We start from the raw sequence: 13,955 nt of genomic DNA on the forward strand, positions 1-13,955 counted from the left end.
GGCTCCGAACCACACACGATCGTCACGGGGGCCGGCCGGCGGGCGATCGCCCTCAGTAGATGTTCTGGTGCTCCCGGTACTCGCGCCAGACGTTCTCGAAGAAGTCGTCGGCCTCCGGGATCGGGCGGCGGGGGCGCCAGGTGAGGTGGACGTCGCCCGCCTCGCTGGCTGCGGCGTCGTCGTCGGCGGAGCGGTGCGGGGTCCAGGCGACCTCCTGGACCTCGTCGTCGTGCGCGCCGTCGTCGAGGGAGAAGCGGAACAGCTCGGGGAGGTCCAGCTCGCGCGCGGCGTCGGGCCCGTACCCGACGAGCGGCAGCGAGCCCGACGGGTCGGTGTAGAGGACCGAGCCGCGGGAGCGTCCGCCGTGGTCGACGTAGTCCGCCATCGCGGTGAGGTAGACCTGCGCCGTCGTGAGGATGTCGCGCACGAGGAACGCACGGTTGACGGCGCGGCGCGACCCGGCGTCGGCGACGACGAGCTCGCGGTAGCTGCCGAGCCACTCCTCGACCTGCTCCAGCGCCTCGGCGATCGACTGGCGCGACCGCACCGGGCCGGCCTTGGCGCTCATCAGCTCCCCCACCTCGCGGAGGAGGTCGCCGGTGTTGTCCTTCTCGCCCGCGGCGGCGCGTCCCGCGGCCCGCTCGACCAGCCCGACGGCGTCACGCAGGGCCGGCTCCGCGGCCGCGGCGAACTCGGCCTCGTCGACCGGTTCGGCAGTGCGCTGCGCCGCGATGAACTGAGCGGCCCGGGTCGCCCCGACCTGCCCGCTGTTGAGTGCCGCGCCGCCCGGGCGGTACACGCCGTGCGCGCCGCCGGCCTCACCGACCGGGAAGAACCCGGGCAGGTTGGACTGCCACCAGGCGTCGACGAGCAGGCCGCCGTTGTTGTGCTGGGCGCACACGTCGACCTCGAGCAGCTCCTGCTCGAGGTCCACGTACGGGTTCTTGTTCAGGTAGAAGTCGTACGCGGGCATGTTCATGTGCTTGAGGCGCTCGATGGGTGTGCCGAACAGGACGCCGGCCTTCTCGAGGTACTCGTAGGCCTCGGGCTCGAGCGCGGAGGGGTCGAACTCCTCCCGCACCGGGTTGCGTCGGAAGTCGAGGAACACGCGCCTGCCGCGCAGCACCGTCTCTCGGTAGACGAGCAGGTCGATGAGCGAGGATCCGTCGCGCGCCTTTCGGACGTCGAAGGGCCACTGGTAGCCCTTGAGGAAGACGAGCGACATGAGGCGCCCGTAGTCCGGGATCGCCTCGGTGAGGAACTCCCGTTCGTCGCCGCCGTCCTGGTCGGTCGACACGAACCGGGGGATGACCTGCATGTAGGTCCCCGACACGTTCCACCGCGGCTTGGTCGAGGCGAGGCCGAACTGCCACTCGGTGACGTTCTTGCCCCCGATCCCCGCGCGGTAGGCGGCACCCGAGGCGCCCCACTGCCCGTTGGGGAACACCCGGGTGGCGTACAGCCCGGCGGGCCCGCCCGTCGCGTAGACGATGTTCGTGCACCGGACGAGGAGGTAGGGGCTGCGCTCGCCGTCGTGCGGGACGTCGGTGCGCAGGAGGAGCATCCCGGCGACCTGCCCCGCGTGGCTGATGACGTCGACGACGCGGCACTCGGGGAAGATCCGGGTGCCGTTGGCGTTCACCTTCTTCTCCAGCTGCTCGACCATCGTCCGCGAGGTGTAGGGCCCGACGGAGGTCGCGCGCTGGCGGGGGTCGTGGTCGGTCTTGTAGCCGATGAACTCCCCGTAGCGGTTCTGCGGGAAGGGCACGCCGAGGTCGGCGAGGTGGAGGAACGCGCGGGCGGACAGTGCCGCCTCGGCCAGGGCGTTGTCCCCGTCCATCGCGCCACCGGCGAACAGCGTCTGGGCCATCTCGCGCACCGAGTCGCCGTTGTCGCCCGACAGGGTGAGCTTGTAGTACGTCTGCTTGTCCGACCCGGCGTTGCGACTCGCGCCGGCACCGATCTTGTCGGTCACCATGATGACGTCGTCCTGCCCGAACTCCACCAGCCGCTCGGCGGCGCAGTAGCCGGCCGAGCCGGTGCCGACGACGACGGTGTTCGCGGTGACGACGGGAACCTCGCGCCCGGCGATGTGCAGGCCCTGGGGCTCGTGGGAAGTCACGGGAAGTACCTCGCTCGGGTCAGAGGGTGGGGATGTGCATGCCGCCGTCGACGTTGATGACGTCGCCGGTGGAGTAGGGCATCTGGCCGGCGACGAGCTGGGCGACGGCGCCACCCACGTCGGAGGGGCGGCCCCAGCGGGGGATCGGGGCGCCGCCGCCCGCGAAGAAGGAGTCGTACTTCTCCTTGACGCCGGCCGTCATGTCGGTGGCGATGATGCCCGGCCGGATCTCGTAGACGACGATGCCCTCGGGCGCCAGGCGTGCGGCCCACAGCTGGGTGGACATCGCCATCCCGGCCTTGGAGATGCAGTACTCGCCCCGGTTGGTCGAGACGGTGACGGCGGAGGTCGAGGAGACGTTGACGATCGTGCCGACCGGCTCGTCCGGCAGCTCGGTCAGCTCACCGCGCCGCTCCACCATCGTCCGCGCGACGAGCTGGGTGAGGAAGTAGGGGCCGCGCAGGTTGATGTCCATCACCCGGTCGTAGCTCTCCGGGGTGGCGACGAGGATGTCGTCGCGGACCGCGGGCGCCACCCCGGCGTTGTTGACGAGGACGTCGACGCGTCCCCACTGCGCGAGCGTCGCGTCGAGGTAGCGCTGGTGGTCGTCGTGCTCCGAGATGGAGCCGCGCACGTAGACGACCTCGCCGCGCTCGCGGAGCTCGGCCATGAGCTCGGCGGGTTCCTCGCGGGTGGCGAGGATCGCGACGGCGTAGCCCTCGTCCAGCAGGCGGGTGGTGATGCCCAGCCCGATGCCCCGGTTCCCGCCGGTCACCATCGCTACCTTCGGCACGTGTCGTCCTCTCCGTCGAGTGTGGGGCGACCGGTGCGTCCCGGTCGCCGAGGGCGGCCCGCCCCTGAGCCATCATGGCCCAAGAGGGACCGGAGGGCAAGCGCTTTCCGGCGCAGCTGGCTACGCAGCACCCCCTGAGCTGATCACGATCACGTAACCCCCTTGCGTCGTCGGCGGACAAGGCCGTACTGTCCGGAAAGCGCTTTCGAGAGCGCGTCCGAACCAATGAAGGAGGACGGATGTCAACGAAGCGGTTGACCCGGGGAATCGCTGCCGGCGCGGTAGCCATGCTGGCCCTGGCGGCCTGCGGGAGCGGCGACGACGACGGCGCGGACGGTGGTGGCGGTGGGGGCGGCGGCTCCGAGGACCCCATCGTCATCGGTGTCTCCCTCCCCCTGACCGGCGACTTCGCCGAGCCCGGCAAGGGCGTCGAGCGCGGTTACGAGACCTGGGCCCAGGTGACCAACGACAACGGTGGGCTCCTCGGCCGGCAGGTCGAGCTGAAGATCCTCGACGACGCGTCGGACGCCGCTCGCGTCGTGTCCGACTACGAGTCCCTCATCGCCCGCGACGAGGTCGACCTCCTCTTCGGCCCCTTCTCCACCCGCCTCGTCGTCCCCGCCTCCCGCGTGGCCCACGAGTACGGGATGCTCTTCGTCGAGCCGGCCGCCGCTGCGGCCGAGGTCTTCGAGAACGGCTTCGACAACATCTTCTACGCGGCGCCCGCCATCGCGCCGGACCACTACAACAACCTCGTCGAGCACATCCTGTCGATGCCCGAGGGCGAGCGGCCGCAGACCATGGCCGTCGCCGCGATGGACGACCCCTTCGCGCAGGGCACCGCCTACGGTCTGCGCGACAAGCTGGCCGAGGCCGGCATCGAGGTGGTCGTCGACGAGGTCTACCCGCCGAACCAGACCGACTTCAACGCCATCGCCGCGCAGATCGCCGACGCGGACCCCGACCTCGTCGTCGGGGGCACGCAGTACCAGGACGCCGTCAACCTCATCCTCGCGCTGCAGCAGCTCAACTACCAGCCGCGGATGGCCGCCTTCTCCACGGCGCCGACCAACCCCGAGTTCCCCGAGGCGATCGGCGGAGCGGTCGAGGGGATCCTCTCCCCGACCGGCTACTCCAACGAGGCCGACTGGCCGTCCAACGAGGAGTTCGTCGCGGCCCACCTCGAGCTCCACGGCGAGGAGCCCCAGGAGGACGAGGCCAACGCCTACACGACGGGCCAGGTCGTCGCGGCCGCCGTCGAGGAGGTCGGCTGCGCCGAGCAGGGCGAGTGCCAGCAGCAGCTCATCGACTACCTGCGCGGCGCGACCGTCGACACGGTCGTCGGTCCGCTCGCCTGGGACGAGGCCGGACGCCCCAACGGGGCGCACATGATCCTCCAGTACGTCGACGGGGAGATCGCCATCGTGCTGCCCGAGGACACCGCCGGGGCGGAGCTCGTCTACCCGAAGCCGGAGTGGTGACCCGACCGTGTCGCTGATATTCCAGAGCCTGATCCTGGGCGTGCTGCAAGGAGGGCTCTACGCCCTCCTTGCAGCGGGGCTCACCCTCTACTTCGGGATCATGCGGGTGGTGATGCTCGCCCATGCGGCGTTCATCATCCTCGCCGGCTACATCGCCTGGCGCTTCTCCAGCTCCACCGGGCTGGACCCGATGCTGTCGCTCATCGGGACGATCCCGCTGTTCTTCGTCATCGGCTTCGCGATCCAGCGCTGGCTCATCAGCCGGCTGAAGCCCTCGACGATGACGATGATGTCGGTGCTCATCACCTTCGCCATCGCCCTCATCATCGAGGGCCTGCTCGGCATGATCTTCACCGGCACGCAGCGCCGCATCAACCTGCCCTACGGAGCCTCGAGCATCGACGTCCTCGGCGCGTCGATCCCGGTCGTCCAGATCATCTCCTTCGCGCTCGCCGGCCTCAGCCTCGTCGCGCTGTACCTCGTGCTCAAGAAGACCCGGTTCGGCCGGGCGCTGCGGGCCACGATCCAGCACCGGGAGGCGGCGCAGCTCGTCGGTATCGACACGAACATGACCGCGGGGCTCGGCTTCGGGCTCGGTCTGGCCACGGCAGCGGTCGGAGGCACCGCACTCGCGCTGAACCAGACCATCTTCCCCTCGCTGCACTGGCACTGGATCGGCCCGCTCATGGCGATCATCGTCGTCGGCGGTCTCGGGTCGATCCCTGGTGCTGCCATCGCCGCCCTGCTCCTCGGAACCCTGCGTGTGATGGCCGAGCTGGTGCCAGGTGTGACGCCGACCCTCGCGCAGACCATCTTCTACCTGGCCCTCTTCCTCACGCTCATGGTGCGGCCACAAGGATTCTTCGGAGGTCGACTTGCCCAGCGCTTCTAGCAAGCAGGCGGTTGCGCCAGTGCGCAGCGCCGCGGTCGGCGGCGGGGGAGTGAGCCGCCTGCGGCCCGTGCTCTTCATCGTCGCCGTCATCGCCGTGCTCGCGGTGTGGCCCTCCGTCGCACCGAACGCCTACATGATGAGTGCCGGCGTCATCGTGCTCAACTACGCGGTGTTCGCCACCGGGTGGAACATCATGGGCGGCTTCACGGGCTACATCTCCCTGGGCCACGCCGCCTTCTTCGGGCTCGGCTCCTACGGGACGGCGCTGCTCGTCATCCACACCGGGATGAACTGGCTCCTTGCCACGCTCGTCGCCGCGCTCGCGACGGCGGCGCTCACCATCCCCGTCGGGTTCGCCGCGCTCCGTGTCCGCGGCTCGTCCTTCGTCATCGTGACGATCGCCCTCGTCCTCGTGCTGCAGCTCCTCTTCCAGAGCTGGAGCACGGTCACGGGTGGGTCGGCCGGCCTCGTCGTGCCACGGCCGTTCCCCGACATGCTACGGCCGCAGCACCACGAGACGTTCTTCTACATCTTCCTCGCGCTGCTCGCCGTCACGCTCCTCACGTGGACGATCATCGACCGCTCCCGGTTCGGGGCCTCCCTCAAGGGGGTGCGGGAGGACGAGGACAAGGCGGAGTCGCTCGGCGCGCCCACCGGCAAGCTCAAGCTCGTCGCCTTCGTCATCTCCGCCTTCTTCGTGTCGGTCGCAGGCGGTTTCTACGCCCTGTGGTTCGGCGACCTCGACCCGATCTTCCAGTTCGACATCGTGCTCGGCTCCACCGTCGTGCTCATGGCACTGCTCGGAGGTGTCCGGTACCTCTTCGGCCCGCTGCTCGGCGCGATCGTCGTCGGGGTGGCCCTGGAGTACTTCGTGCTCAACTACGGCCAGTCGCAGTTCCACCTCGTCGCCACCGGCCTGCTCCTCGGCCTCGTCGTGCTCTTCCTGCCCGACGGCGTGCTCACCGGTGCCAGCCAGCTGCTGCGCCGCTTCCGGCCGGAGGCGGCGTCCATCCGGGAGGTCTCGGCGGAGGACCTGCGCAAGCAGCAGGACGCGAACCAGTCCGCCACCACGAAGGAGGGCACCAGCGATGACCGCAGCTGACACCGGCGTCGTCCTGCGCACGGACGGGCTCACCAAGTCCTTCGGTGGCGTCCATGCCGTCGACGACGCGACGACGGAGTTCTACGAGGGCAAGATCAACGGGCTCATCGGGCCCAACGGCTCGGGCAAGACGACGTTCTTCAACTGCGTGACCGGCCTGATCCGGCCCGACTCGGGCACCGTGACGATGCACGGCAGGAACGTCACCCGCTGGGCACCGCACAAGATCGCGCGCGCCGGCCTGGGGCGCAGCTTCCAGCTGTGCCGGGTCTTCCCTCGGATGACCGTGCTGGAGAACATGCTCGTCGCCGTCCAGCCACGCACGCTGGGGGAGTACGTGGCGAACTCGCGCAGCCACGAGTCGGTGGACAAGGCCCGGCAGATGCTCGCCCGGGTGGGGATCGACCACCTGGAGAACTCCGAGGCCCGTGACATCTCCTACGGCCAGCAGAAGCTGCTCGAGCTCGGCTCGACGCTCATGACCGATCCGCCGTTCGTCATGCTCGACGAGCCGGCAGGCGGGGTGAACCCCTCGCTCATCGAGCGGATCGCCGTCCTCGTCAAGGAGCTCAACGAGGAGGGCACGACCTTCCTCATCGTCGAGCACAACATGGAGCTCATCATGAGCCTGTGCGACCACATCGTGGTCTTCGACCGCGGCCGGCCGATCGCGGCGGGGACGCCCGACGTCGTGCAGGCCGACCCGAAGGTGCTGGAGGCATACCTTGGCGTCTGACATCGTCCTCGACCTCGACGACATCCAGGCCGGCTACGGCAAGGCGGCGCTCGTCCTCCGGGGCCTGTCCATCCAGGTGCGCCGGGGGGAGGTCGTCTGCCTCGTCGGGCCCAACGGTGCCGGCAAGTCGACCGTCCTCAAGGTGGCCAGCGGGATGCTCAAGCCGCGGCAGGGCACCATCGTGCTCAACGGCAAGGACGTCACCGGTCAGGGCCCGCAGCAGCTGCTCCGCGGCGGGCTGGCGCACGTCCTCCAGGGCCACAGCGTCTTCAAGGAGATGACCGTCGAGGAGAACATCATGCTCGGCGGGTACTCCCTCCCGGACCAGTCGGTCATGGCGGAGCGGTGCGAGTACGTCAAGGAGGTCTTCCCGCTCGTCGGCGAGCGCTGGAGGGACACGGCCGGGCTGCTCTCCGGCGGGCAGCAGAAGCAGGTCGAGTTCGCCCGCGCACTGGTCATCCGCCCCGACGTCGTGCTCCTCGACGAGCCGTCGATGGGTCTGGACCCCAAGCGCGTGACGACCATCTTCGAGCAGGTCGACCGCATGCGACAGGCCGGGGTGGCCGTGCTGCTCGTCGAGCAGAACGCCCGCCGGGCACTCGAGATGGCCGACATCGGCTGCGTCCTCGACCTCGGTCGGGTGTTCGCCACCGGTCCGGCGCAGGAGCTGCTGGCCGACCCGAAGCTCAGCGACCTCTACCTCGGCGGCCGCCCCGCCAGCGCCTGACACCACCCGCCCGACAGCTGGACCGCTCGAGGCGATCCGGCTGTCGGCGGGTGGGGACGCCTAGCGCCCCGCTACTCCCAGGTGGGGGCGCAGCTTCTGCCAGAGCGCGTGCCCGTCGGGGCCGTGGACCACGGGGACGAGCTGCCCCTCGGCGAGCCGACCGCCGTCGTGGTCGTCGCGGCCGCCGTCGAGGGCCTGCGGTGTGCCGTGCGAGAGCACGTGCTCGCTCGGGGTCAGCTGGCGGATGCCGACCGCCACCACCCGGTCGGGGTGCTCGCGGGCCAGCTCGGCGTAGATCTCCGGGTCGTGCTGCCCGTCGTCGCCGACGAGCAGCCAGCGCACGTGCGGGAAGTCGATGAGCAGGCGCCGTAGCGTCGTGCGCTTGTGCTCCTGCCCGCTGCGGAACCAGCCGGTGTTCGTCGGCCCCCAGTCGGTCATGAGCATCGGTCCCGCCGGGAGGTCGCTGCGGCGGAAGAACCGCTCGAGCGCGGGGACGACGTTCCACGCCCCGGTCGACAGGTAGAGCACCGGTGTGCCCGAGCGCAGCGCCTCGACGTCGCGGAACAGGTCGGCCATCCCGGGGACGGGCTGCCGCGCGGTCGTGTGGCGCACGAAGGTGTTCCACGCGGCCACGAGGGGCCGGGGGACCCTGGTGACCATGACGGTGTCGTCGATGTCGCTGATGATCCCGAAGGTGGTCTCCTGCCCGACGACGAGCACCCGTGCCGTCACGGGGCGGGCCCCACGGGCGCGGATCGTGATGTCGTGCCACCCGGGCGGCAGGCCGTGGTCCTGCACGAGGACGTCGAGGTAGCCGCCGCGGTCCGCGCGCGCGGCATGGTTGCGGCCCGCGATCTCGACCGTGACGGGCAGGTAGGCGACCGGCGCCGTGAAGAAGGAGCGCCAACCCCGCTCGGCCTCCTCGGCCTCGGCGAGCTCTGCCCCGGTGGCACCCACGTCGGCGGCGGCGGGTGCGTCGTCGTCGTCCTCCTTGAGCAGCACCCGGGCGAGGACGCGCAGCGCGTCGGTGTTGCCGTACCCGGTGTAGGTGATCGTCGTGGGGCGCCAGCCGCGCCGCCGGAGGAGGGGGATGAGACGGCGGTTGAAGCCGTCCTCGAGGGATGCGCCGAGCGCGGGGCGAGCCATAGGAGGCACCGTAGATCAGCGCGCGGCCCGCGGCAGTGTGAGCCGCGGGCCGCGCGCCGGACCTAGCGAGCCGGCGGGAGGCTGCCGGGGGGAGGGTTGCCGATGTCCCGGCGCTCGACGTACTCGGTGTGGCTCGTGTCGCGCCGCTGACGCTGCATGACGAACGCCAGCACCAGGGCGAGCACCCCGACCGCCATGAGGATGTAGCCGATCGTGTTGATGTTGAAGACGTCCCACGTGTCCGGGCTCAGCCCGAAGGACAGGATTGCCCCGACCACGATGAGGAAGATTCCTCCACCGATACCCATCTTTGCGTCCTTCCGTCGACGGATGGTGCTGTTGAGTCTGGTGGTGTTGCCGGGGGTCCGCACGCCGAGACGGCCGTTCGCCCCGTGTTCACCAGCGCGTCACCCGGGTCTCCTACCGTCGGCCGTCCCAGCCCACAGGAGGAAGTCGAGGCCCATGAGAGCCCAACCCGCCCCCCGACGCCGCGCCGCGGCCGCCACGGCGGCTCTCGCCGCGCTGGCGCTCGGCACGCTCGTCCCGCCCGCGTCCGCAGCACCCGCCGACAGCTGGCCGCTCGTCGTCACCGAGGTCGTGCCCAACCCGGACAGCTACGACCACTTCGAGTACGTCGAGGTCGCCAACACGACCGGCGCGGACGTCACGGTGGGCGAGGGCGGCTACACCCTCGCCTACGCCTACGAGGACACCGCCGACGGCGGGACCGCCATCCCGCTGGAGGCGCCGGCCGGGACGGTCGTGCCCGCGGGCGGGGCCCTCGTACTGTGGGTGTCCTACGAGAGCGCGGACGGCAACGTCAACTCCTTCGCGTACGACGAGGCGGACTTCCGGGCCTTCTGGGCCGAGCGCGGCGGCTCCACCGAGGAGTACGACGTCGTCCGCCTCACCGGGCAGTCCGGGCTCGCCAACGGCGGGGGCCGCGCGATCCGGGTCATCGGCCCCGACGGCGAGGTCACCGGCTGGTCCTTCTACCCGCCCGGTTCCACGGGCACCGACGAGGCGGCACAGTTCCGCGCCCCGGCGGACCCGGCCGAGCGGTCGATGGAGCTTCTCGCGGGCAACGCCGCACCGACGCCCGGCGTCGTCGACCCGGCCCAGCTCGCCGACCGCGACGGGGACGACGACGGCGAGGCCCCCACGGACCCGCCCGTCGATCCGGTGCCGGGCCTGCCCGCCGACTCCGTCGTCGGCAACCTCATGCTCACCGAGCTCGTGGTGGACTCGACGAACGTCGGTGGCAGCGACGGGTACGAGTACATCGAGGTCTACAACACGACGACCGAGCCGATCGCCTTCTCGGACTACCAGGTCCGCTACCTCTACCCCGACAGCGGCAGCAGCGCGCTGTGGCCGGCGGAACCCGCGGATGCCGTGGTCGAGCCCGGTGGCACTGTCGTGATCTGGGTGAAGAACGGGGCGAACGACGACCTCACCCGCGCCGACTTCAACGCCTTCTGGGGTGCGGCGGTCCCCGAGTCCCAGATCCTGGAGACCCAGGCCGGTGGCATGGCCAACGGCAGCGCACGTGGCGTCGAGATCATGACCGACACGGGGGTCACGGTCAGCCACGGCTTCTACAACATGGCCGGGGTGCGTGACGTCCAGACCGACCAGGGCCTCCAGTACGCGGCCGACCCCACCGACTTCGCCCTCCAGCGGCTCCTCGGCTCCAGTGCCGCCACGCCGGGTGCCGTCTCGCCGGAGCAGGTCCCGGCCGAGCTGACCGCGATGGCCGCGGACACGCAGGCGCCGGTCGTCACCGACCGCACGGCCGGCACCGTCGACCCGAGCACCGACCTCAGCATCGAGGCCACCGCAACGGACGACGTGCTCGTCCGCAGCGTCACCCTGCAGCTCCGCTCCGACGTCGAGGAGGAGTTCACCGCGCACAACCTCCTGCGCGCGGACGACGACACCTACCGGCACACGGTCGGTGCCGTCGACCTCATCGGCAAGGCGTTCTACGAGTACCACTTCGTCGTCTCCGACGGCACCAACGAGACCGTCACCGAGACGGCCCGCGTGGCCGTCGAGGGTGCCTCCACGGACCCGGTCCGGCTCAGCGTCGCCGACGGGGACGTGCTGTCCGGGACGACGACCGTGTCGGCCGCCGGTGAGGACTACCCGGCCGAGCTCACCCTGTCGCTCGACGGCGAGGAGCTGACGCCCACGGCACCGCAGCTCGAGGCGTCCCCGGTGTTCGCCGTCGAGGTGACCGCCACTGACGACCGTTTCCGCAACGGGGTCATCCTCCCCGGCGAGGGCGAGACCGTGGACCAGCAGTGCACTAGCGGTGAGGTGCTGACGATCTTCGAGCGGGGCACGTACTCCGAGGTGGGGACCGTGACCGCCGAGGTGCCGCTGAGTGCCGTCGCTCTCGGTGAGGAGCTGACCGTGCTCGTCTCCTCCGGCACCAAGGCCTGGCCGTGCGAGGACGCCAACGAGAACAACGACGACTTCACCATCAGCAACCCGCGGCTCGTGCTGCCCGACGGCCGCACCCTCAAGCCCGCCGGCTACTCCGGTGGCAGCCTCGGCATGGGGGACAGCAACGACAACCAGTACGACACCTACCCCGCCGTCTTCACCCTTCCCGAGGACGCCTTCGTCGCCCTCGGCCACAGCTGGGACACCACCGCCGTCGTCGACGGCGAGCACGCGGTGAGCGCGACGGACGGCGAGTTCACCGCGACAGCGGACGTCGTCGTCGACAACACCGCCCCGGTGATCGCCCCGGTGCTGACGGCGGACACCGAGTCCGGTGACCGGCTCCAGGGCCGCATCACCCTGGACGCCACCGTGACGGACGCGACCGAGGTCGGCGACCTCGTCGCGACCCTCGACGGCGAGCCCGTCACGCTGCCCCACGAGACCTCCTCCGCGGACCTCGCCGCAGGGCAGCACACCCTCGTCGTCACCGCCACGGACGTCGCCGGCAACACCGGTGAGGCCACGGCCACCTTCACCACCCCGGAGGAGGACCCGAGCGTCGAGCTGCTCTCACCGGAGGACGGCGCGGAGGTCAATGGACCGGCCGTCGAGCTCTCCGCGCGGGTGAGCGACCCGGCGGGTGACGACCTCGACGTCGTCTTCCGGGAGGCCCGCGCCTACGACGCGACCGACGCCGCCGTCACGGTGAGCGCGGGGGAGACCCGCGACGCGCTCGCCGTCGAGCGGGACGCCACCGCCCTGAGCGACGCCGAGCTCGCCGCGCTGACGGCGGTCGACGACGAGTCGGTCGACCGGACCAGCACCGACGCGCTGCCCTACCAGCTGCTCGAGGTGGCAGTGTCGGAGACGGCCGGGCCGGACGCCTCGGTACGGGTCCAGTGGGACGGCTCGGCCAACGCCTCCGCCAAGGTGCTCCTGCACGCGTGGAACACCGCCGAGGAGGCGTGGGAGGAGGTCGACCGCCACGTCACCGCGGACGCCGAGGACTTCACCCTCGCGGCCGAGGTGCCCACCGCCGACCACCTTGTCGACGGCGCGGTGCGGCTGCTCGTCCAGCACTCCGAGGGCTGGGCGGGCCCGAACCTGTCCGACCGGGCCACGGTCGTGGACCCGGCGCACCCGGACGACACCCCCCGCGGCGAGTACGACTTCACGCTCGCGTGGGAGTCGGACACGCAGTACTACAACGAGGAGTTCTACGACCACCAGCTGGCGATCCACGACTACCTCCTCGACCAGCGGGAGGACGTCAACCTCCACTACCTCTTCCACACCGGGGACATCGTCGACAACGTCGACGAGCCCTACCAGTGGGAGAACGCCGACCCGGCGTACGCGGTGCTCGACGACGCCGGCATCCCCTACGGCGTGCTGGCCGGCAACCACGACGTCGGGAACTTCGACAGCGACTACACCACCTACTCCGAGCACTTCGGTGAGTGGCGCTTCGCCGACAATCCCTGGTACGGCGGCTCCTACGAGGACAACCGCGGGCACTACGACCTGTTCACGGCCGGCGGGATCGACTTCATCGTCGTGTCGATGGGCTGGGACCCGGGTGACGCGGAGATCGCGTGGATGAACGAGGTGCTCGCGCAGTACCCCGAGCGCGTGGCGATCATCAACGTCCACGAGTACCTGCTCACCACGGGTGGGCTCGGCCCGGTGCCGCAGCGGATCCAGGACGAGGTCGTGGCGACCAACCCGAACGTCTCCATGGTGATGTCCGGGCACTACCACGACGCCTACACCCGGTACGACTCCTTCGACGACGACGGTGACGGCGTCGAGGACCGCACCGTCACGCAGATGCTCTTCGACTACCAGGGCCTGCCCGAGGGCGGCCTGGGCTTCCTGCGGCTGCTCCAGTTCGACAACGAGGAGCGGGAGATCCGCGTGCGGACCTACTCCCCGTCCCTCGAGGTCTACAACTCCGACCACGAGTCCCTCGAGCCGGAGAACCAGGACTTCACCATCTCCTACGAGACTGCCGGGATCGTGCCCAGGGTCAAGGAGCTGAGCGCCGACGCCTTCTCGGCCGAGGTCCTCACCGGCACCGTGGTCGGTGAGGGGGCGGCCCTCGCCGAGGTCGCAGGCGTGGAGAGCGGCTCGGTGGTGACGACGTCGTGGGTTCCCGGCGACGGCACGCACGGCTGGTACGTCACGGCCAGTGACGCCCACGGCGGGGAGGTCCGCTCCGAGGTCTGGGAGGTCACCTTCACCCACGCGCCGGACGGGACCGACGACGGCGGGACCGGCGGCAGCGGGACCGGTGACGGGCCCGGCGGTGGCGACGACCAGGCCGGCTCCGGTGACGGGACCGGTGGCGGGGCTCTGCCCTCGACCGGTGCAGCCGTGGGCTACGCCGTCGTCGTGGTCCTGCTGCTGCTGACGGCGGGCGCGGTGACGAGACGGTTGAGCACCCGCAGCTAGCCGGTCGACGGCGTTGAGGCGACCGTGGGTGGTTCGGGTCCGGTCGGG

10 protein-coding genes are annotated in these 13,955 nt (G+C 70.7%); 6 read left to right on the forward strand and 4 right to left on the reverse strand.

Features of this window, described 5'->3' with window-relative positions; translation table 11 throughout:
- Window positions 1-52: 52 nt before the first annotated feature.
- Window positions 53-2,122 (reverse strand): FAD-binding protein, encoded by a 2,070-nt coding sequence (locus VR894_RS05320; RefSeq protein ID WP_324650307.1) that lies wholly within the window; start codon window positions 2,120-2,122, stop codon window positions 53-55.
- A 19-nt stretch (window positions 2,123-2,141) separates the two neighbouring features.
- Window positions 2,142-2,915: a 3-ketoacyl-ACP reductase gene (locus tag VR894_RS05325; RefSeq protein ID WP_324650308.1), complete on the reverse strand. Its 774-nt coding sequence runs from the start codon at window positions 2,913-2,915 to the stop codon at window positions 2,142-2,144.
- Window positions 2,916-3,154: 239 nt separating this feature from the next.
- On the opposite strand from VR894_RS05325, the gene VR894_RS05330 reads away from it, so the two are divergent.
- From VR894_RS05330 to VR894_RS05350, 5 genes are read left to right on the forward strand one after another with little or no spacing between them, the layout of a single operon-like run.
- Window positions 3,155-4,396: an amino acid ABC transporter substrate-binding protein gene (locus VR894_RS05330; RefSeq protein WP_324650309.1), complete on the forward strand. Its 1,242-nt coding sequence runs from the start codon at window positions 3,155-3,157 to the stop codon at window positions 4,394-4,396.
- A gap of 7 nt (window positions 4,397-4,403) precedes the next feature.
- Window positions 4,404-5,288: a branched-chain amino acid ABC transporter permease gene (locus tag VR894_RS05335; protein ID WP_324650310.1), complete on the forward strand. Its 885-nt coding sequence runs from the start codon at window positions 4,404-4,406 to the stop codon at window positions 5,286-5,288.
- A gap of 19 nt (window positions 5,289-5,307) precedes the next feature.
- The gene (locus tag VR894_RS05340; RefSeq protein ID WP_324650311.1) at window positions 5,308-6,390 is read left to right on the forward strand and encodes a branched-chain amino acid ABC transporter permease; all 1,083 of its coding nucleotides are present in this window, start codon (window positions 5,308-5,310) and stop codon (window positions 6,388-6,390) included.
- Window positions 6,377-7,126 (forward strand): ABC transporter ATP-binding protein, encoded by a 750-nt coding sequence (locus tag VR894_RS05345; RefSeq protein ID WP_324650312.1) that lies wholly within the window; start codon window positions 6,377-6,379, stop codon window positions 7,124-7,126. Before VR894_RS05340 ends, VR894_RS05345 begins: the two co-directional genes overlap by 14 nt.
- Window positions 7,116-7,853, forward strand: coding sequence for an ABC transporter ATP-binding protein (locus VR894_RS05350; protein ID WP_324650313.1), 738 nt, complete (start codon window positions 7,116-7,118; stop codon window positions 7,851-7,853). The genes VR894_RS05345 and VR894_RS05350 overlap by 11 nt, the downstream gene beginning before the upstream one ends.
- A gap of 60 nt (window positions 7,854-7,913) precedes the next feature.
- On the opposite strand, the gene VR894_RS05355 is transcribed toward VR894_RS05350, so the two are convergent.
- Window positions 7,914-8,999, reverse strand: coding sequence for an App1 family protein (locus VR894_RS05355; protein ID WP_324650314.1), 1,086 nt, complete (start codon window positions 8,997-8,999; stop codon window positions 7,914-7,916).
- A 62-nt stretch (window positions 9,000-9,061) separates the two neighbouring features.
- Complete coding sequence (locus VR894_RS05360) at window positions 9,062-9,307, reverse strand: DUF6458 family protein (RefSeq protein WP_324650315.1); 246 nt, start codon at window positions 9,305-9,307, stop codon at window positions 9,062-9,064.
- A 154-nt stretch (window positions 9,308-9,461) separates the two neighbouring features.
- Between VR894_RS05360 and VR894_RS05365 the strand changes: the two genes are divergently transcribed.
- On the forward strand, window positions 9,462-13,907 hold the full coding sequence (locus tag VR894_RS05365) for a lamin tail domain-containing protein (protein ID WP_324650316.1): 4,446 nt from the start codon (window positions 9,462-9,464) through the stop codon (window positions 13,905-13,907).
- Window positions 13,908-13,955: the final 48 nt, after the last annotated feature.

The organism is Georgenia sp. H159, from assembly GCF_035607575.1.
GTDB lineage: Bacteria > Actinomycetota > Actinomycetes > Actinomycetales > Actinomycetaceae > Oceanitalea.